The sequence below is a fragment of the Sphingomonas sp. GM_Shp_2 genome (genome assembly GCF_026540875.1).
In the GTDB taxonomy this organism is placed as follows: domain Bacteria; phylum Pseudomonadota; class Alphaproteobacteria; order Sphingomonadales; family Sphingomonadaceae; genus Sphingomonas; species Sphingomonas carotinifaciens.
The window spans coordinates 1-18836 of record NZ_JALNUQ010000070.1; the positions used below are offsets into that span (position 1 = coordinate 1).

General features: G+C 67.9%; 17 protein-coding genes. 6 read left to right on the plus strand and 11 right to left on the minus strand.

Going from position 1 to position 18836, the window contains the following annotated elements:
- Together OXR08_RS17505 and OXR08_RS17510 are read right to left on the minus strand one after the other, a co-directional pair.
- Positions 1–184: dihydrofolate reductase (locus OXR08_RS17505; RefSeq protein WP_267351813.1), on the minus strand; the 184-nt coding region annotated here is incomplete at its 3' end.
- On the minus strand, positions 181–975 hold the full coding sequence (locus tag OXR08_RS17510; protein WP_267351815.1) for a thymidylate synthase: 795 nt from the start codon (positions 973–975) through the stop codon (positions 181–183). The genes OXR08_RS17510 and OXR08_RS17505, both read right to left, overlap by 4 nt.
- Between OXR08_RS17510 and OXR08_RS17515 the strand changes: the two genes are divergently transcribed.
- Entirely contained in the window at positions 974–1444 is a 471-nt protein-coding gene (locus OXR08_RS17515; protein ID WP_267351817.1) for a JAB domain-containing protein, read from the plus strand. The genes OXR08_RS17510 and OXR08_RS17515 overlap by 2 nt on opposite strands.
- On the opposite strand, the gene OXR08_RS17520 is transcribed toward OXR08_RS17515, so the two are convergent.
- The 5 genes from OXR08_RS17520 to OXR08_RS17540 all read right to left on the minus strand — a co-directional run bounded on the left by OXR08_RS17520 (position 1436) and on the right by OXR08_RS17540 (position 8091).
- Positions 1436–2164, minus strand: a complete 729-nt coding sequence (locus OXR08_RS17520) for a methyltransferase domain-containing protein (protein WP_267351819.1) — start codon at positions 2162–2164, stop codon at positions 1436–1438. The two genes, OXR08_RS17515 and OXR08_RS17520, sit on opposite strands and share 9 nt — an antisense overlap.
- Position 2165: 1 nt before the next feature.
- On the minus strand, positions 2166–3293 hold the full coding sequence (prfB, locus tag OXR08_RS17525; RefSeq protein WP_112381296.1) for a peptide chain release factor 2: 1128 nt from the start codon (positions 3291–3293) through the stop codon (positions 2166–2168).
- Positions 3294–3383: 90 nt separating this feature from the next.
- Positions 3384–5867, minus strand: a complete 2484-nt coding sequence (locus OXR08_RS17530) for a transglycosylase domain-containing protein (protein WP_267351822.1) — start codon at positions 5865–5867, stop codon at positions 3384–3386.
- A gap of 45 nt (positions 5868–5912) precedes the next feature.
- Entirely contained in the window at positions 5913–6854 is a 942-nt protein-coding gene (locus OXR08_RS17535) for a rhodanese-related sulfurtransferase (protein ID WP_267351824.1), read from the minus strand.
- Positions 6855–6903: 49 nt separating this feature from the next.
- Positions 6904–8091: an N-acetylmuramoyl-L-alanine amidase gene (locus OXR08_RS17540; RefSeq protein ID WP_267351826.1), complete on the minus strand. Its 1188-nt coding sequence runs from the start codon at positions 8089–8091 to the stop codon at positions 6904–6906.
- A 530-nt stretch (positions 8092–8621) separates the two neighbouring features.
- On the opposite strand from OXR08_RS17540, the gene OXR08_RS17545 reads away from it, so the two are divergent.
- From OXR08_RS17545 to OXR08_RS17565, 5 genes are all read left to right on the plus strand, one after another.
- Positions 8622–11297: a ribonuclease E/G gene (locus OXR08_RS17545; RefSeq protein WP_267351834.1), complete on the plus strand. Its 2676-nt coding sequence runs from the start codon at positions 8622–8624 to the stop codon at positions 11295–11297.
- Positions 11298–11453: 156 nt separating this feature from the next.
- On the plus strand, positions 11454–12800 hold the full coding sequence (locus tag OXR08_RS17550; protein ID WP_112381301.1) for a M48 family metalloprotease: 1347 nt from the start codon (positions 11454–11456) through the stop codon (positions 12798–12800).
- A 56-nt stretch (positions 12801–12856) separates the two neighbouring features.
- Positions 12857–13483, plus strand: coding sequence for a DsbA family protein (locus OXR08_RS17555; RefSeq protein ID WP_112381757.1), 627 nt, complete (start codon positions 12857–12859; stop codon positions 13481–13483).
- A gap of 31 nt (positions 13484–13514) precedes the next feature.
- On the plus strand, positions 13515–14462 hold the full coding sequence (locus OXR08_RS17560) for an ABC transporter ATP-binding protein (RefSeq protein ID WP_112381302.1): 948 nt from the start codon (positions 13515–13517) through the stop codon (positions 14460–14462).
- Positions 14459–15220 carry an ABC transporter permease gene (locus OXR08_RS17565; RefSeq protein WP_149681021.1) on the plus strand — a complete coding sequence of 254 codons (762 nt, stop codon included), beginning with the start codon at positions 14459–14461 and terminating at the stop codon, positions 15218–15220. Before OXR08_RS17560 ends, OXR08_RS17565 begins: the two co-directional genes overlap by 4 nt.
- Positions 15221–15379: 159 nt before the next feature.
- On the opposite strand, the gene OXR08_RS17570 is transcribed toward OXR08_RS17565, so the two are convergent.
- The 4 genes from OXR08_RS17570 to OXR08_RS17585 form a co-directional block, all read right to left on the minus strand.
- Positions 15380–16075, minus strand: a complete 696-nt coding sequence (locus OXR08_RS17570) for a CPBP family intramembrane glutamic endopeptidase (protein WP_267351831.1) — start codon at positions 16073–16075, stop codon at positions 15380–15382.
- Entirely contained in the window at positions 16075–17040 is a 966-nt protein-coding gene (gene glpX, locus OXR08_RS17575; protein WP_112381305.1) for a class II fructose-bisphosphatase, read from the minus strand. The genes OXR08_RS17570 and glpX overlap by 1 nt, the downstream gene beginning before the upstream one ends.
- Before the next feature lie 87 nt (positions 17041–17127).
- Complete coding sequence (gene dapD / locus OXR08_RS17580; protein WP_149681023.1) at positions 17128–17955, minus strand: 2,3,4,5-tetrahydropyridine-2,6-dicarboxylate N-succinyltransferase; 828 nt, start codon at positions 17953–17955, stop codon at positions 17128–17130.
- A gap of 3 nt (positions 17956–17958) precedes the next feature.
- Positions 17959–18621, minus strand: coding sequence for a pyrimidine 5'-nucleotidase (locus OXR08_RS17585; RefSeq protein WP_112381307.1), 663 nt, complete (start codon positions 18619–18621; stop codon positions 17959–17961).
- Positions 18622–18836: the final 215 nt, after the last annotated feature.

Consider the following 18836-nt stretch of genomic DNA (forward strand, 5'->3'; position numbering starts at 1 on the left):
ACACGATATGCCGCCGCCCGGGCAGCGGCGCGGGGAAGCTTTCAAAGGTCTTGCGCCCCATCACCATCGGCTTGCCCATCGTCATGGTCTTGAACCGACGCTGCTCGCCCGGAATATGCCAGGGGATGTCACCATCATTGCCGATCACGCCGTTATCGGCGCGCGCCAGATAGAAGACGATCATATCGCCACCGGCGCCTTGATATGGGCCTGCGCCACATAATCGTGCAGCACGAAATCCTCCGCCTCATACCCGTCGATCGCATCCGGCCGGCGGGTGATCTCCAGCCGCGGCAGCGCGCCCGGTTCGCGCGCCAGTTGCGTGCGCGCCTGCTCCAGATGGTTCAGGTACAGGTGGCAGTCGCCGCCGGTCCAGATGAACTCGCCCACCTCCAGCCCGCATTGCTGCGCCAGCATGTGGGTGAGCAGCGCGTAGGAGGCGATGTTGAACGGCACCCCCAGAAAGATGTCCGCCGATCGCTGATACAGTTGCAGCGACAGCCGCCCGTCCGCGACATGCGTCTGGAACAGGCAGTGGCACGGCGCCAGCGCCATCGCATGCAGGTCGCCGGGGTTCCACGCGGTCACGATCTGCCGGCGCGAGGCGGGCTGGGTGCGGATCTGTTCCACCAGCTCCCGGATCTGGTCGATATGCCGCCCGTCCGCCGCCACCCAGTCGCGCCACTGCTTGCCGTAAACCGGCCCGAGATCGCCCTCGGCATCCGCCCACTCGTCCCAGATCGACACCCGGCGCTCCTGCAGCCAGCGCACATTGGTGTCGCCGCGCAGGAACCACAGCAGCTCGACGATGATCGATCGCAGATGCAGCTTCTTGGTGGTCAGCACCGGAAAGCCTTCGCGCAGATCGAAGCGCATCTGGTGCCCGAAGACGGACAGCGTGCCCGTGCCCGTCCGGTCCATCTGGCGGCTGCCGGAATCGAGCACGCGCTCCATGAGGTCGAGATACTGACGCATGGCTCTCCGCGTAGCGGCACGCGGCGCGCTCGTCCATTATGGTTGGGCTTGCACGTGCACCGCGCTGCGCGTCCCGGCACGGCGGGGGGTGCCGCCCCTACCCCGCCTTGCACCCCCCATCACGGCCGCAACGCTGCACCGCGGGCTGGCGGACGCCCGGTTCGAGCTGGCCGCGATCGGCTATTTCGATCCGCAATGGAGCTTGTTGGCGCTGCGCCACGTCGCCGGCCATGCTGACGGCGTGCACCTGCCGATCCGCCGCATCGCCCGCGACGCGCTGCTGTTCGGCGCCGTCGCGGTGATGCTGGCCCACAACCACCCGGACGGCGATCCCCGCCCCAGCATGGCCGACCTGCGCTACACCCGCCGGCTGGCCACGGGGCTCGACACGCTCGGCATCCGGCTGGCGGAACACCGGATCGTCACGCCCACGTCCGTCACCAGCTTTCGCGACGAAGGGCTACTCTGAACCCTGCTGCATCCTGCACGGCCGGATCGCCTCCGGCTCTGGCCGCGGCCCCACCGCGCGGAAGGTCGCCAGATAGCCGCCGGCCGACGGCATCTCCATCATCGCCACCTGCCGGAAACCCACCGCCTCGAACTCGCATTTCAGCAGGGCGGGCGGCGTACCATGGTCGCGCGTCGCACGCTTGGCATCGACCACCACGACCAGCCCGTCCTTGCGGAGCGACGGGAACAGCCGCCACAGGAATTCATAGGGCTGCGCGATCTCATGGTACATGTGGACCATCAGCACCCGGTCGAAGCTGTTGTCGGGCAGCTTGGGGTCGGCCGGTTCGCCCAGCCGCACGCTCACATTGTCCAGCCGCTCGCGCGCCACCCGCTCGGCCAGGCTGTCGCGCGTGTCCGCCATGATGTCCTCGGCCAGCACGCGCCCCTCCGCGCCGACGCGCGCGGCCAGCCGCACCGTGTAATAGCCCTCGCCCGCGCCGATATCGGCCACCGTCATGCCGGGGCGGATATTGGCGCGGTTCATCACCGTATCCGCCTCGCGCAGCCGGTCGCGCGCATCCTCGTTCGACCAGCGCGACGACACGATATGCGCCACCGGCCGGTCCGCCGCCGGAAACGGGCCGGGCTTGTCGGGCTCGTTCTTGATCAGCGGCTTGGAGCCGTCGCACCCGGCAAGCGCGAGGGCCAGAAGCACAAGGGCGCGCACGCGCGGCATCTCAGTCGACGTCGTCCACCGCCACCGTCTCACCGGTGACGCGCTGCGACAGGGCGGCGGCCATGAAATCATCCAGCTTGCCGTCCAGCACGTCGCCGGGCGCGGTGGAGGTCACGCCGGTGCGCAGGTCCTTCACCAGCTGATAGGGCTGCAGCACATAGGAGCGGATCTGGTGCCCCCAGCCGATATCGGTCTTGGTGGCGTTCTGCGCATTCGCCGCCGCCTCGCGCTCGGCCAGTTCGCGCTCGTACAGGCGGGCGCGCAACTGGTTGTACGCCTCCGCCTTGTTCTTGTGCTGCGAACGCTGGTTCTGGCACTGCACGACGATGCCGGTCGGGATGTGCGTGATGCGCACCGCCGAATCGGTCGTGTTGATGTGCTGCCCGCCCGCGCCCGATGCGCGGTAGGTGTCGATGCGCAGGTCGCTTTCGTTGTAGTTGACCTCGATATTGTCGTCGATCACCGGATAGACCCACACCGACGAGAAGCTGGTGTGCCGGCGCGCCGACGAGTCGTACGGGCTGATCCGCACCAGCCGGTGCACGCCCGACTCGGTCTTGGCATAGCCATAGGCGTTCTCGCCCTTCACCAGCAGCGTGGCGGACTTGATCCCCGCCTGCTCGCCCGCGTGATAGTCGACCAGCTCCACCTTCATCCCGTGCCGCTCGGCCCAGCGCGTGTACATGCGCTGCAACATCTCGGCCCAATCCTGGCTCTCGGTGCCGCCCGCGCCCGCGTTGATCTCCAGATAGGTGTCGTTGGCGTCGGCCTCGCCGTTCAGCAGCGCCTTCACCTTGTCCGCCTCGGCACGCTGCGCCAGTTCGGCCAGCGACTTGGCACCCTCGTCGGCCAGTTCCTGGTCGCCCTCGGCCTCGGCCAGCTCGATCAACTCGACCGTGCCCGCCATCTCGCTTTCGATCGCGCGCGTCGCGCCGATCGCCTCGTCCAGCCGGCGGCGCTCGCGCATCACGTCCTGCGCCTGCTTGGCGTCGTTCCACAGCGTCGGGTCCTCGACCCGCGCATTCAATTCGTCGAGCCGACGCAGCGCGCGGTCCCAATCGAGGGATTGGCGCAGCAGCGCCAGCGCTTCGTTGATCGAATCGACATGAGCCTGCGCTTCGGCGCGCATGAACTATTCTCCTATGTGGTCGTGCGGCCCGGTTCGCGAGACGTCGCGGACGGGATCGGCCGCACGGCCGGCAATATATAGGTAAGCGCGCTAGTAGATTCCGCCTTCTCTTTGCAAGAAGTCGCTGTCGCGCGGTGGTGTGTCGGTGCGCGTGGTCGTCGGCGTCGCGGTCGGGGCCGGGCCGGCACGGCGGCGCGCGCGGCGCGGCTCGCTGGCCGGCTTGAACGCTTCCCAGATCACCGCGGGCTTGGGATCGTTGCCGGTCGGGAAGGTGCCATAGACCGGCCGCCCGCTGCCGCGGTCGATCCGCACCATGCGGATGCCGGCTGGCGCGCGGAAGGGCAGCTTGTCCATCCCCTCATACGCCTTCACCGCGAACTGCTTGAAGATCGGCGCCGCCAGCGTGCCACCCTGCGCCGCGCCGCCCAGGCTCCTCGGCGAGTCGTACCCGATATACAGGCCGCCGACGAACTGCGGCGTGCCGCCGATGAACCACACGTCGGTGGGGCCGTTGTTGGTGCCGGTCTTGCCGAACATCGGCCGGTCCAGGTCGCGCAGCACGGTGGCGGTGCCGCGCTGGATCACGCCCTCGGTGATGTGCACCATCTGGAACGCGGTCATCGCATCCAGCACCTGGCGCTGCCGGCCCTGCGGGCGCGGCATCGGCTTGCCGTCATAATCGGCCGCGTTGCACCGGTCGCAGGCGCGCCAGTTCTCCGGCCAGATCACCTTGCCGTGACGGTCCTGCACGAAATCGATCAGGCTGGGCGCACCGCCACGCCCGTTGTTCGCCAGGATCGCATAGGCGTTGACCATCGCCGAAACGGTCGTCTCCCCCGCCCCCAGCGCATAGGACAGATAAGGCGGGAAATCGCCGATCCCCATCTTCTTGATCGTCGCCACCACGCGCGGCATCCCCACCGTCGCGGCGGTGCGCACCGTCATCAGGTTGCGCGACTGCTCGATGCCCCAGCGCATCGTGTGCGGCCCCGCCCCGCGCGATCCGCCGAAATTGCGGAAGCATTTGGTGCCCAGCCGCGCGCCCTGATCGACGCAGAAGGGGCCGTCCACCACGATCGACGCCGGCGTCATGCCATTGTCCAGTGCGGCGGAATAGACGATCGGCTTGATCGTCGATCCCGGCTGGCGCTGCGCCTGGGTCGCTCGGTTGAACGCCTGCAACCGCGCGTCGAACCCGCCCTGCATCGCCAGCACCCGGCCGCTCGCCGGTTCCTCCACCACGAAGCCGCCGGAGATGCGCGGAATCGACCGCAATGCGAAGCTGCTGCCCGACGGCGCCACCGCGACGATGTCGCCGGCCTTGAACGCGGCGAACGCGGTGCCGCCCTTGCCGCGCACCGGCATCTGCGCGTTGGCGCGCGGCACACTGCCCGTCCGGCCATTGGCGAAGCCGATCGACCATTCGCCGCCTTGCCGCGCGATCAGGATGCCGGCGCGCCAATCCTCGTAATCGACGCCGATATTGGTGTTGAGCAGCGCCTGCAGCCATTTGTCGCCGTCGATATCGACATGGCGGATCGGACCGGACCAGCCACGCCCGCCGTCATAGCGGATCAGGCCGTCGCGCAGCGCCTTGGCCGCCAGGTCCTGCAACCGCGTGTCGAGCGAGGTCCGCACCCACAGCCCGCCCGAATAGACGCTGTACGGCCCGTCCTTGGCCGTCTCGCCGAACTTGTCGAGCAGTTGCCGGCGCACCTCCTCCACGAAATAGCCGCCCACCGTCTCGTATTTCGACGTGCGGCGCAGCACGGTGCCCAGCGGCTCGGCATTGGCGCTTTCATATTGCGCGCGCGTGATGAAGTTGTTCCTCAGCATTTCGCTGAGCACATAGTTGCGACGCGCCAGCGCCCGGTCCGGATGGCGCACCGGATCGTAATTGGACGGCCCCTTGGGCAGGATCGCCAGATAGGCGAGCTGGCCCAGCGTCAGTTCGTCCAGTTCCTTGTCGAAATAGGCATGTGCCGCCGCTTCCACGCCGAACGCGTTGCGGCCCAGCGCGATCTGGTTGAGGTACAACTCCAGGATCTGCGGCTTGGTCAGCGTATCCTCGATCTTGTACGCCAATATCGCCTCGCGCACCTTGCGCGTCGGCGAATATTCGTTGCCGATCAACAGGTTCTTGGCGACCTGCTGGGTGATCGTCGATCCGCCCTTGGCGCGCCGGCCGCTGCCGAACTTCTGCACATAATCCAGCACCGCGCCGGCCAGTCCCGGATAATCGACGCCGCCATGCTCGAAAAAGGTCTTGTCCTCCGCCGCCAGGAAGGCACGGATCAGCATCGGCGGATATTCGGCGTAGGAGAGTTCCACCCGCCGCTCGCGCGCATAGGACTGGATCGGCGCGCCATCGATCCCGCGCACATGCGTCGGCAGCGGCGGCTCATAGGCCTTCAGCGCATCGACCGAGGGCAGGTCGCGCATGAAGATCAGCCAGAACACGCCCGCACCGATCGCTGCGAGCAGCGCCAGCGCGGCCAGCGCCTTGACCCACCACCGCGCGAAAAGGCGGCGGCGCGGGTTCGGGGATGCGGTGGAGGAAGGATCGGACGCCATGTTACCGCGCCGGCGTGTAGCAGGTTCGCACCCGCTTGCCACCCATCAGCGGTCGTCGCGCCGCGGCGCTGCGTCGAACCGTGCGCCGACATGCGCGGTGCCCCGCGCCCGCGCCAGCATCTCCTGCCGGTGCCGCTCCGCCGCGCCCGCGCGCGTCGCCTCGTCGCGCTGCCCGTGGCAGGCCGGGCAGGACACGCCTTCCTCGTACAGCGGCGACGCGCGATCGGCCGGGCTGACCGGCATGCGGCAGCCATGGCATAGCTGATGCTCGCCCTGTTCCAGTCCGTGGCGCACCGCGACCCGGTGGTCGAACACGAAGCATTCGCCGGCCCATGCGCTCTCCGCCTCGGGCACGGTTTCCAGATATTTCAGGATGCCGCCGTCCAGGTGATAGACCGCATCCACCCCCTCGGCCTTCAGGAACGCGGTCGCCTTTTCGCACCGTATGCCGCCGGTGCAGAACATCGCGACGCGGGCCTTGCCTGCCAGCAATGCGTCGCGGTGGTCGCGAAACCACTGGGGGAAATCGCGAAAGCTCGCGGTGCCCGGATCGACCGCATTGGCAAAGGTGCCGATCGCGACCTCATAATCGTTGCGTGTGTCGATCACCAGCGTGTCGGGCTGCGCGATCAGGGCGTTCCAGTCGGCCGGCGCGACATAGGTGCCCACCTCGCGCGTCGGATCGATGCCGGCCACGCCCATCGACACGATCTCGGCCTTCAGGCGCACCTTCAGGCGATGGAACGGCATCGTCTCGGCGGTCGAGTCCTTTACCTCCAGGTCGGCACAGCCGGGCAGGTCCCGGATATGCGCCAGCACCGCCTCGATGCCGTCATGCGTGCCCGCGATCGTGCCGTTGATGCCCTCGCCCGCCAGCAGCAGGGTACCCTTGATTCCCGCTGCCTCGGCTGCGGCGAGCAGGGGCGCGCGCAGCGCGGCAGGGTCGGGAAAGGCGGCAAAGCGGTACAGGGCACAGACGCGGATCATGATGCGCGGCGCTTTACGGCTTCCCTTCGCGCTTATCCACCTCCGCCGGTCAGCGCGCCGCCATCTTGCGCGCGAAATGGATCTCCACCGCGCGCGTGACGCTTTCAGCGATCTTGTTGCGCCCCTCGCGGCTGTCCAGGAACGCCGCGTCGCGCGCGTTGGAGATATAGCCGGTCTCGAACAGGATGGAGGGCATGTCGGGGGCCTTCAGCACCATCAGCGACGCCATGCGGTGGAACACCGTCTTGGTCGGGATCAACGGCCGCGCCTCGCGTCCCAGCAACCGGGCGAACCCTGCAGAATTGTTCATGGTTTCGCGCTGCGCCAGGTCGATCAGGATCGACGACACGTCCGCTGCCTCGTCCCCCAGGTCGACGCCTGCGATGACGTCCGCCTTGTTCTCCCGCGCCGCCAGCCGCGCCGCCTCCTTGTCGGACGCCACCTCGGACAGCGTGTAAACCGACGCCCCGCTCGCCTCCCCGGACCCCACGCTGTCACAATGCACCGATATAAACAAATCCCCATGCAGGCGTCGTGCGATGCCATATCGTTCGCGCAGGACCAGATAGCGGTCGTCGCTGCGGGTCAAGGCCACGCGCACGCGCCCGCTTTCCAGCAGCTTGTCGCGGATCGCCTTGGCGATCTTCAGCGTCACGTCCTTTTCGCGCAGGCCCGTTTCCGGATTGATCGCGCCGGGATCGACGCCACCATGTCCGGCATCGATCACCACCAGCGGGCGGTTGTCGTTGCCCGCGACCTTGGGCAATGGTTGCGCCTTGGTGGGCGGCGGCACCGGGATGGACAGCTTGTAGCGCGGTTCGCTGCCGAAACGGAAAGGGAAGAAGTCCAGCGCTCCACCCAGACTGGCCTGCGTATAGCCTACGGGCACCGCCCGGAGCGACAGCGTCAGTTCGCGTCCTTCGCCGTCAAAGCCGCCGTCATGCACCACCGCGTCCTGCGCCAGTTGGAAGGTGATGCGCGTCGTATCCGGCGCGATGCGCTGCTGTTCCACTGCGCGCACGAAGCCGTCGCGGACGCGCAGATGCCCGGGTGAGGCACCCACCACGTCCACCGAGATCCGCCGCGGCTCGCCCAGCATCACGCTTCGCGCTCGCTTCACCGCGCCGTCGAAGCGGATCGCGATCCGCCCCTCCGCCACGCTCACGCGCTCCACCACCGCGGCGAGCGCGGGGCCGGGCAGAAACCACCCGAGGAGAAAAACCAGCAGCGTCGCCATGCCCCTTCGGTCATGCCGCGATCTGGTCCTGACGGTCCAGCGAAAAGCCATCAACGCATTACCCTTTTTCGACCCTGGGATCGATCGGGAGAGTATAACCTGCCTACCTGTCTCCAGGGTTGCGGAATGGGGTTAATCCGTCATTCGGCAAATTCTTGCCGGCAGTGTCGGCCGAATCGTTCCGGTTGCGGTCATATCGCGGAGATGCTAGCCTCCGATTTGCACCCTTGGGTCACGCCGTTTTCCGGCACCGAAGGGGGTATCACGGCCCGCGCGATTTCCCGTCGCGGCCAACCAGGTTGACGCTCGCATGCCGCAATTGCCCCACTACGCTGACCGACCGGCTTTTGCCGGCGGGGTCGCGGCGTCGTGGGTCGCGCCCGGAACTCCCACCGGGCAGGCGCAGCGCGCAGACACATTCCGCCTACATCGTTGCGACCCGGCGCCCCGCGCCGCCGCACCCATTTACCGCGCGCGACGGCAGCCCACAGGCCCGGCGCGCGCGTGGAGACCATATAATGACCACGCGTATGCTGATCGACGCACGCCACCGGGAAGAGACCCGGGTGGCGGTCGTCAAGAATAACCGCATCGAAGAATTCGATTTCGAGTCCGCCGAGCGCAAGCAGCTCAAGGGCAACATCTATCTCGCCAAGGTGACCCGCGTCGAGCCGTCGCTGCAGGCGGCGTTCGTCGATTACGGCGGCAACCGGCACGGCTTCCTCGCCTTTTCGGAAATCCACCCCGATTACTACCAGATCCCCAAGGAGGATCGCGAGGCGCTGCTCCGCGAAGAGGCCGAGCATGCCGCCGAGGAAGCTGCCCTGCGCGCCGAACTCGACGCCGAGGATGACGAGGATTTCGACGGCGAGGACGATCACGACCATGAGCCGGGCGACCACGACGCCGATCTGAGCGAAGGCGAAGAGGGCGAGGACGCGCCGCGCCCGAAAAAGGCGACCGTCAACGACGACCAGGTCGAGGCGCTGCGGGCGCGTCGCCAGTCCCTGCGCCGCCGCTACAAGATTCAGGACGTGATCCGCCGCCGTCAGGTGCTGCTCGTCCAGGTCGTAAAGGAAGAGCGCGGCAACAAGGGTGCGGCGCTCACCACCTATCTGTCGCTCGCCGGCCGCTACTGCGTGCTGATGCCCAACACCAGCCATGGCGGCGGCATCAGCCGCAAGATCTCGAACGCGGCCGATCGCAAGCGGCTGAAGTCGATCATGGCCGATCTCGCGCTCCCCTCGTCGATGGGTTGCATCGTCCGCACCGCCGGGCTTCAGCGCACCAAGACCGAGATCAAGCGCGACTTCGACTATCTCGCCCGCCTGTGGGACGGTATTCGCGAAAAGACGCTGACCTCGTCGGCGCCGGCGCTCGTCTATGGCGACTCCGATCTCATCAAGCGCGCGATTCGCGACATCTATAATCGCGAGATCGAGGAAGTGATCGTCGAGGGCGAGGAAGGATACAGCCACGCCAAGGACTTCATGCGCCTGTTGATGCCGGCACATGCCCGCCGCGTGAAGCAATATGCCGATGCCGTGCCGCTCTTCCAGCGCGCGCATGTCGAGGATCAGTTGGCGGCGATGTACAATCCCGTCGTCCAGTTGAAGTCGGGTGGCTATCTCGTCATCAACCCGACCGAGGCGCTGGTCTCGATCGACATCAACTCCGGCCGCTCCACCCGCGAACATAATATCGAGCAGACCGCCACCGCGACGAACCTTGAGGCGGCACAGGAGATCGCGCGTCAGCTTCGCCTGCGCGACATGGCCGGCCTCGTCGTCATCGACTTCATCGACATGGACAATCATTCCAATGTCCGGAAGGTCGAGAAGGCGATGAAGGAGGCGCTGAAGAACGACCGCGCCCGCATCCAGGTCGGCCGCATCTCGTCCTTCGGCCTGATGGAAATGAGCCGCCAGCGCCTGCGCACCGGCGTGCTGGAGGCATCGACCCGCCAGTGCCCGCATTGCGAGGGCACCGGTCTCGTCCGCACCGCCTCGTCCTCGGGCCTGTCGGCGCTGCGCCTGATCGAGGACGAGGCCGCCCGCGGTCGCGGCTCGATCCTAACGCTACGCGCCAGCCAGGAAGCCGCCGTCTACGTGCTCAACAAGAAGCGCGCCGACATCGCCGAGATCGAGGAACGCTACGGCGTCTCCGTCGAGATCCTGCCCGATCGCGAGGAAGAGGGCGCACGCATGTCGGTCGAAGCGTCCGGTCCGCCGCCCGCGCATCCGCCGCGCATCGATGCTTTGTTGCCGGTCGAGGAAGACGACAGCGACCTGATCGATGAGATCGAGGAAGAAGAGGACGAGGTAGAGGTCGAGGAGCGCGCCGAGGAAGCCCGCCCGTGGGCCGAGCAGGGCGAGGGCGAAGGCAATGGTCGCAAGCGCCGTCGCCGTCGTCGCGGACGTCGCGGTCGTGGTCAGGACGAGGGCCAGCAGGACGAGGCAGCCGAGGGCGAGGACGAGGCGGTCGACACCGACGAAGGCGAGCAGGCCGAGGATGTCGACGCGGTCGAGGCCGATACCCAGGACGCCGAACCCGTAGCCGAGGCCGAGGGCGGTGAAGGTCGCCGTCGTCGTGGCCGTCGCGGCCGGCGTGGTCGTGGCAACCGCGGCGAGGCAGCCGTCGAGGTGCAGGCGGACGAGCCCGTCGCCGACACCGCCGAACCGGAAGCGGAACCCGAAGCGGCCCCGCCGATCGCCGACGCCCTGCCGGAGCCGCTGCCGGTCGCCGAGCCGGAACCGGTCGCCGAGGAAGCGCCCGCGGTCGAGGAGGCCCCCGCCCCCAAGACGCGTCGCCGCCCGCGTGCCCGCGCCGCGACCGCCCCGGCCGCGGCCGAGGAAACGGTTGCGACGCCGGCGCCCGTCGCCGAGCCGGTCGCGGCCGAGGAGCCCGCGCCCAAGCCGAAGCGGACGCGCAAGAAGAAGGTGGAGGAGGCTCCGGCCGAAGCCCCCGTCGTCGAGGAGGCCCCCGCCCCCAAGCCGAAGCGCACCCGCAAGAAGAAGGTGGAGGCGCCCGTCGCCGATGCCGCCGACGAGGGCCCCTCGGCCGCCGCGACGCTGGCTCCCGCCGAGCCGGTCGCAGCCGAGGTCCAGCCGGATGCAGCGGATGCCGCACCGGCGGCGGCGCCTGCGGCCGAGGACACCACCGATACGCCGCGCCGCGGCTGGTGGCAGCGGACGTTCGGCGCCTGACAGGCCGACACGCCGACGGATGATGACGAGACGCCCGCCATTCCCCCCGGAATGGCGGGCGTTTCTCATTCCGCTGCGGTTCATCCGCCCCCGCCCATGCACGCCGCTTCGCAAAGCAGGTTGCCGCGCGCCCCCAAGGTCACGATAATCACGCCCATGAAGCGTCTCCTCGCCGCCTTCACCCTTTCGGTCCTCGCCTTCGCGCAGCCCGCGGCCGCCCAGTCGATCCTGCGCGATGCGGAAACGGAGGCGATGTTCGCCGACATGTCCGCGCCGCTGATCAAGGCGGCGGGGCTGTCGCCGCGCGACGTGCGTATCGTCCTGATCAACGACGGGTCGATCAACGCCTTCGTTGCGGGCGGCCAGACGGTGTACGTGCATTCCGGCCTCATCGCCGCGGCCGACAACGCCAACGAGGTACAGGGCGTCATCGCGCACGAACTGGGCCATATCGCCGACGGCCATGTCGTCCTTGCCGATCAGGCGATGAAGCCCGCGATGGGCATGTATCTGCTCTCGATGGTGCTGGGGCTGGCCGCCATGGCGGCGGGCAGCGGCGAGGCGGGCGCCGGCATGATGGCGCTCGGCCAGCAGGCGGCGATGGGCAAGGTGCTGGGCTATACCCGCACGCAGGAGTCGAGCGCGGACGCCGCCGGCGCGCGCTACCTCACCACCTCCGGGATCAGCGGCAAGGGCATGCTGAGCTTCTTCAAGAAGCTGCAGAACCAGGAATTCCGCTACGGCTACACCAATATCGATCCGTTCGCGCAGACCCACCCGCTGTCCGGCACGCGCATCGCGACGCTGACCGCCGACCTTCAGGCCGCCCCCTCGTGGAACGCCCCCGTCAACGGGCCGCTGGAGGAGCGCTTCCGGCGCGTGAAGGCCAAGCTGCAGGGCTATGTCGGCACGCCCGCGTCCACGCTCAACGCCTTCCCGGCCGCCGACCAGTCGGTCTACGCCCATTATGCGCGCGCCTATGCCTATCACAAGGCCGGCTACCCGGACAAAGCCGATGCCGAGAGCCGCGCCCTGATGGTCAAGGATCCGAACGACCCCTATTTCCAGGAAATCCGCGGCCAGATCCTGCTGGAAGCGGGTGAGCCGGAGGCGGCACTGGCCCCGCTTCGCGCCGCGACCGAGGGATCGCGCAACAATCCGCTGATCGCCACCACGCTCGGCCATGCGCTGATCGCCACCGAACAGAAGCAGCACCTGCCCGAGGCGATCAAGGTCCTGCGCATCGCCACCCAGCGCGACGACCAGAATCCGTTCGCCTGGGTGCAGCTCGGCACCGCCTATGAGCAGACCGGCGACACCGCGCGCGCCGCCCTCGCCACGGCGGAGCGTGCCAGCATGATGGGCGACACCCGCACCGCCATCCAGAGCGCGCGCTACGCGCTCGCCAACATCCCCTCCAACACGCCCGACTGGATCAGGGCGCAGGACATTGCCATGACATCGCAGGACGCCGCCGACACCACCCGGAAGCGCCGCCGTTGAACCGCCTCGTTCTGGCGCTCGTCGCCGCCCTCGGCCTGGCGGTCGGCGCGCTCGGCATGCTCCTGGTCCAGACGCGGGGCGAAACCGATGTGCGCGCCTATCTGCTCGAACATCCGGAAGTGATCCCGGAGGCGATGGCCCGGTTGCAGGAACGCGAATCGGGCAAGGCGGTCGCGCAGGTGGCGGATCAGGTGACCAAACCGTTCGGCAGCGCCTGGAGCGGCAACCCGAAGGGCGATGTCACGCTGGTCGAATATTACGACTATAATTGCGGTTATTGCCGCGCCAGCCTGCCGCTGCTCAAGCAGTTGACCGATGCCGATCCCAAACTGCGCATCGTCTACCGCGAGTTGCCGATCCTCGCCGAGTCGAGCCGCGACGCCGCACGCATGAGCCTGCTGGCCGCCGCACAGGGCAAGTTCCAGGCGTTTCACGATGCCCTCTACGCCGGCGGCCAGGTCACCGACGCCTCGATCGCGGCTGCGGCGCGCACCGCGGGCGTCGATACCGGCAAGCTCGCCGCCTTCACCCCCACCGCCGATGCCGAGATCGTCCGCAACATGGAAACCGCCGGCCGCCTGGGGCTGAACGGCACGCCTGCCTGGATCGTCGGGAGCCGTGTTCTTTCCGGTGCGCTTCCGCTAGAGGAACTGCAAAAGGCCATTGCCGACGCCCGGCGGTGACCGACCTCTTTAAAGGCGGCAAAACAGCGGCATGACCGATACGATCCTGTCCATTGCCGGCGTGGGTAAAACCTATGCCGGCGGCACCACCGCGCTCCACCCGGTCGATCTCGACATCCGGCGCGGCGAGATTTTCGCCCTGCTCGGGCCCAATGGCGCGGGCAAGACGACGCTGATCTCGATCGTCTGCGGCATCGTCACGCCGTCGACCGGCACGATCACCGTCGCCGGCCATGATGCGGTGCGCGACTACAAGGCCGCACGCCGCGTCCTCGGCCTCGTGCCGCAGGAGCTGGCGACCGACCAGTTCGAAACCGTGCTCGCCACCGTCACCTTCAGCCGCCGGCTGTTCGGCCGCTCGGGCCATGCCGGGCATATCGAACAGGTGCTGCGCGACCTGTCGCTGTGGGACAAGCGCCACGCCAAGATCCGCGAGCTGTCGGGCGGCATGAAGCGCCGCGTGCTGATCGCCAAGGCGCTGGCGCACGAACCCGACATCCTGTTCCTGGACGAGCCCACCGCCGGCGTCGATGTCGAGCTTCGCCGCGACATGTGGAAGCTGGTCCACCGCCTGCGCGAACGCGGCACCACCATCATCCTGACGACGCATTATATCGAGGAGGCCGAGGAGATGGCCGACCGCGTCGGCGTCATCACCAAGGGCCGCCTGCTGCTGGTCGAGGACAAGACCGCGATGATGCAGAAGCTGGGCAAGCGGGAAATGGTGCTGACGCTGGCCGAACCCATGACCAGCGTGCCCGCCGAACTCGCCGAATGGCACCCGGCGCTGGAGGATGAAGGCCGTCGCCTGCGCTACACCTTCGACGCGCGCGGCGAGCGCACCGGCATCCCCTCGCTGCTCCGCCGTCTTCAGGAACTCGATATCGCCTTCACCGACCTCGAAACCTTCAAGTCCAGCCTGGAGGACATCTTCGTCGATCTGGTCGAAGGCCGCCGCGCCGAGGAGCAAGCCGCATGAACCTGCACGGTATCTGGGCGATCTATCGCTTCGAAATGGCGCGTTTCGGCCGCACCATCTGGACCAGCCTGATGGTCCCGGTCATCACCACGTCGCTGTATTTCATCGTCTTCGGCTCCGCGATCGGCAGCCGGATGACGGAGGTGTCGGGCGTGCCCTACGGCGCCTTCATCGTGCCGGGGCTGATGCTGCTCGCGATCTTTTCGGAAAGCATCCTGAACGCGTCGCTGGGCATCTACATGCCCAAATTCACCGGCACCATGTACGAACTGCTGTCCGCGCCCCTGTCGCCGATGGAGACGATCCTCGGCTATGTCGGGGCGGCGACCACCAAGTCGGTGGTGATCGGCCTCGTCATCCTGGCGACGGCGCATCTGTTCGTCGACCTGCCCATCGCGCACCCGGTGGCGATGCTCGCCTATCTGGTGCTGGTCGCCGCCACCTTCTGCCTGTTCGGCTTCGCGATCGGCATCTGGGCGAAGGGGTTCGAACAGTTGCAGGTCATCCCGCTGCTCGTCGTCACCCCCCTCACCTTTCTCGGCGGCGCCTTTTATTCGGTGACCATCCTGCCCGAACCGTGGCGCACGATCACGCTGTTCAACCCGGTCGTGTACCTCATCAACGGCTTCCGCTGGACCTTTTTCGGTACCGCCGACGTGGCGCTGGGCATCAGCCTTGGCGTCACCGCATTGTTCCTGCTGGCGTGCCTTGCATGGATCACCTGGATCTTCAGGACCGGCTGGCGCCTGAAAAGCTGAAGTCTCACGGACGGAAACATGAGTTTATCCGTTCGTGTCGAGTAAAGATCGTGTAGCAGCGAAGCTGCGTATCGAGAGCTTGTATCGAGACATCGCCACATGCGGGGATGTGTCTCTCGATACACCGTCTCGATACGCAGCTTTGCTGCTACTCGACGGCTACTCGAGACGGGCGGCTGCGGTGGATGCCGCTCCCCGCGCCCCAGCAACCGCCGGCCACACCACCAGCGCCCCGGCATTGTTCAGCGCGTGCAACACCACCACCAGCCACAATTGCCCGCTGAGTACGTACAGCCCCGCCAGCACCAGCCCGAAGCTGCCCGACAGCGCCATCCCGCGTATCCCCTGATAGCGGTGCGCCCGCGCGAACACGATCGACGCGGCGGCAAATCCCGCCAGCGCGCTGCCGCCGAGCATCGTCACCAGCAAGGGCAGCACCAGCCGATAGAGCGGTTCCTCGACCACCCCGGCCATCGCCGCCACCAGCGCCGCCCAGCCCCGCTCGCCCGGTGCCGGCATCATCCGCCGCAACGCCGCCGGCAAAGGTCGTCCGAACCGCGCCCGTAGCGCAATGATGGCAAGGCCACCCATCACCCCGGCAAGGCTGCCGATCGCGACCGCGGTCGCCTCCATCGACGGAAGCAGCGCACGCAGCGCCATGAACTCGGGCGGAAACCGCCACAGCGCATCCAGCCGCCCCAGCGCGGCGAGCGCCACCAGTGCCGGCACCAGCATCGCCAGCGGCGCGCGGATCAGCCACCGCCGATACCGCCCCGCCGCCCCCCGCGATCGCCCGCGCAGGAACCAGACCTGCGCCGCCAGCACCAGCGCCAGCAGCGCCCCCGGCAGCAGCATCAGCCGATGCGATGCTCGCCCTTCACCCAGCGCACCGTGCCGGACGAGGCGCGCATGACGACGCTCTCGGTGGTCATCACCTTGCCCTTGCGCTTCACGCCCTCCAGCAGCGAGCCGTCGGTCACCCCGGTGGCGGCAAAGATACAGTCGCCGCGCGCCAGCTCGGTCAGGTCGTACTGCTTGTTCAGGTCGCTGACGCCCCATTTGTGGGCGCGCGCGATCTCGTCGTCGTTGCGGAACAGCAGGCGGCCCTTGAACTGCCCGCCCACGCAGCGCAGCGCGGCGCAGGCCAGCACGCCCTCAGGCGCGCCGCCCGACCCCATATAGACGTCGATCGTCGTGTCGGGGTCGCTGGTCGCGATCACGCCCGCCACGTCGCCGTCGCCGATCAGCACCACGCCGCAGCCGATGCCGCGCAGCTCCGCGATCAGCGCCTCGTGGCGCGGCCGATCGAGGACACAGGCGATGATGTCCTTCGGCTCGACACCCTTGGCCGCCGCGATCGCCTTCACATTCTCGGTCGGGCTGCGATCCAGGTCGATCACTCCGTCCGGATAGCCGGGGCCGACCGCGATCTTGTCCATATAGACGTCAGGCGCGTTGAGCAGCCCGCCGCCTTCCGAGATCGCCAGCACGGCCAGGCTGTTGGGGCCGGACTTGGCGCAGATGGTGGTGCCCTCCAGCGGATCGAGGGCGATGTCGATCGCCGGGCCGTTGCCGGTGCCCACCTTCTCGCCGATGAACAGCATCGGCGCCTCGTCGCGCTCGCCCTCGCCGATCACCACGGTGCCGTCCATGTCGAGTTCGTTGAGCGCGGCGCGCATCGCCTCCACGGCGGCGGCGTCGGCGGCCTTTTCATCGCCGCGGCCGGTAAGCGTGGAGGCGGCGATCGCCGCCGCCTCCGTCACGCGCACCATTTCGAGAACGAGGACGCGGTCGAGGACGTTGCTGGCGGTCGCGGTCATGGAATTCCCCTGGGCTGGGCCTAGCCGTTGAACATGTTTTACATGTTCAGAGATAGGCCCGCCGGGGCGGGGTGGCAAGCCTTCGCGTCAGTCGCGCAGCAGGTCGTTGATGCTCGTCTTGGACCGGGTCTGCGCGTCCACCCGCTTGACGATCACCGCGCAGTACAGACCCGGCTTGCCGTCCACCGACGGCGTCGTGCCCGGCACCACCACGGCATAGGGCGGCACGGCGCCGCGGAAGACCTCGCCCGTTTCCCGGTCGATGATCTTGGTCGATGCGCCCAGATACACGCCCATCGACAGCACCGCGCCCTCGCCGACGCGAACGCCCTCGGCCACTTCGGCGCGCGCTCCGATGAACGCGCCGTCCTCGATGATCACCGGATCGGCCTGCAGCGGCTCCAGCACGCCGCCGATACCGGCACCACCCGACAGGTGGACGTTCCGACCGATCTGCGCGCAGCTTCCGACGGTCGCCCAGGTGTCGACCATCGTGCCCTCGCCGACATGCGCGCCGATATTGACGAAGCTCGGCATCAGGATTGCGCCCTTGGCGACATGCGCGCCGCGACGCACCACCGATCCGGGTACCGCGCGGAAGCCGGCGGCGCGGAACTCGGCTTCCGACCAGCCGCTGAACTTGGACGGCACCTTGTCGAACCAGTGGCCGGCACCCGGCCCATTGTCGATCAGCACATTGTCGTTCAGGCGGAAGGACAGCAGCACCGCCTTCTTCAGCCACTGGTTGACGCGCCAGCCGCCTGCGCCGTCGGGCTCGGCAACGCGCGCTTCACCCTTGTCGAGCAGCGCCAGCGCGCGGTCCACCGCCACGCGCACCTCGCCCGCGGTGTCGAAGCCCAGGGCCGCCCGGTCTTCCCAGGCGGCGTCGATGGTGGCGGCCAGATCCTGGCTCATGCGTCAATCCTCCAATATGCTGTCTAGCCACGGCGCCAGCGCCGCGGTGGTGAAATCGATGAAGCTGCGGTCCTCGCCCGGCCCCTGCTCCGATCCGTTGTCGACCCAGACGGTGGTCATCCCGATCGCCTTGGCCGGCGCCAGGTTGCGCGCCATGTCCTCGAAGAAGATCGCGCGGGTCGGGTCGATGTCGAACGCGGCGCACAGGCCGGCATAGGCGGACGGATGCGGCTTTGGCACCAGGTCCATGGCATGGATGTCGTGCACCGCCTCGAAACTGCCGCCCAGTCCCAGCCGGTCCAGCACCTTCAGCGCATAGGGCGTATCGCCGTTGGTGAAGACCAGCTTGCGCCCCGGCAGCCGCGCGATGGCGGCGGCCAGCGGGGCATCCGCCTCCAGCACGTCCATCTCGATATCGTGGACATAGGCTAGGAACGCGTGCGGATCGACGCCGTGATCCGCCATCAGCCCCGCCAGCGTCGTGCCATGACCATGGAAATAGGCCTTTTGCACGCGGTGCGCTTCTGTCTCGTCCACGCCCAGCAGGTCGGCGATGAACGCCGTCATCCGGGCATCGATACGGGCGAACAGGTTCGCGCGCGCCGGATAGAGCGTGTTATCCAGATCAAAGATCCAGCAGTCGATATGAGATAGGCGCGCCAGCATCGGCGGACGCTTAAAGCTGCGGGTGCGACGGGGCAAGCGCGCGCCGCCGGCCTCTTTTAACCCTCTACAAACCCGGTAGAACTATTTGGCCCGGTAGACATATTCGGCGTCGCGGATTTCGGGGGATCGTTGAACAATGATGAAGCGCAACTGGCGGCACGGTTCCGCGATCGGCCTGGCCGGCCTGCTCGCGGCCTGTGGCGGCGCCGGTGGCG

Excerpts from the sequence above, each read along its gene's own strand:
- OXR08_RS17570 (WP_267351831.1), bottom strand. The coding sequence starts at position 16,075 with ATGCTGCTGCCGGGGGCGCTGCTGGCGCTGGTGCTGGCGGCGCAGGTC.
- OXR08_RS17545 (WP_267351834.1), top strand. The coding sequence starts at position 8,622 with ATGCTGATCGACGCACGCCACCGGGAAGAGACCCGGGTGGCGGTCGTC.
- OXR08_RS17550 (WP_112381301.1), top strand. The coding sequence starts at position 11,454 with ATGAAGCGTCTCCTCGCCGCCTTCACCCTTTCGGTCCTCGCCTTCGCG.
- glpX (WP_112381305.1), bottom strand. The coding sequence starts at position 17,040 with ATGACCGCGACCGCCAGCAACGTCCTCGACCGCGTCCTCGTTCTCGAA.
- OXR08_RS17540 (WP_267351826.1), bottom strand. The coding sequence starts at position 8,091 with ATGGCGACGCTGCTGGTTTTTCTCCTCGGGTGGTTTCTGCCCGGCCCC.
- dapD (WP_149681023.1), bottom strand. The coding sequence starts at position 17,955 with ATGAGCCAGGATCTGGCCGCCACCATCGACGCCGCCTGGGAAGACCGG.
- OXR08_RS17585 (WP_112381307.1), bottom strand. The coding sequence starts at position 18,621 with ATGCTGGCGCGCCTATCTCATATCGACTGCTGGATCTTTGATCTGGAT.
- OXR08_RS17535 (WP_267351824.1), bottom strand. The coding sequence starts at position 6,854 with ATGATCCGCGTCTGTGCCCTGTACCGCTTTGCCGCCTTTCCCGACCCT.
- prfB (WP_112381296.1), bottom strand. The coding sequence starts at position 3,293 with ATGCGCGCCGAAGCGCAGGCTCATGTCGATTCGATCAACGAAGCGCTG.
- OXR08_RS17530 (WP_267351822.1), bottom strand. The coding sequence starts at position 5,867 with ATGGCGTCCGATCCTTCCTCCACCGCATCCCCGAACCCGCGCCGCCGC.
- OXR08_RS17510 (WP_267351815.1), bottom strand. The coding sequence starts at position 975 with ATGCGTCAGTATCTCGACCTCATGGAGCGCGTGCTCGATTCCGGCAGC.
- OXR08_RS17565 (WP_149681021.1), top strand. The coding sequence starts at position 14,459 with ATGAACCTGCACGGTATCTGGGCGATCTATCGCTTCGAAATGGCGCGT.
- OXR08_RS17520 (WP_267351819.1), bottom strand. The coding sequence starts at position 2,164 with ATGCCGCGCGTGCGCGCCCTTGTGCTTCTGGCCCTCGCGCTTGCCGGG.
- OXR08_RS17560 (WP_112381302.1), top strand. The coding sequence starts at position 13,515 with ATGACCGATACGATCCTGTCCATTGCCGGCGTGGGTAAAACCTATGCC.
- OXR08_RS17555 (WP_112381757.1), top strand. The coding sequence starts at position 12,857 with ATGCTCCTGGTCCAGACGCGGGGCGAAACCGATGTGCGCGCCTATCTG.
- OXR08_RS17515 (WP_267351817.1), top strand. The coding sequence starts at position 974 with ATGGCTCTCCGCGTAGCGGCACGCGGCGCGCTCGTCCATTATGGTTGG.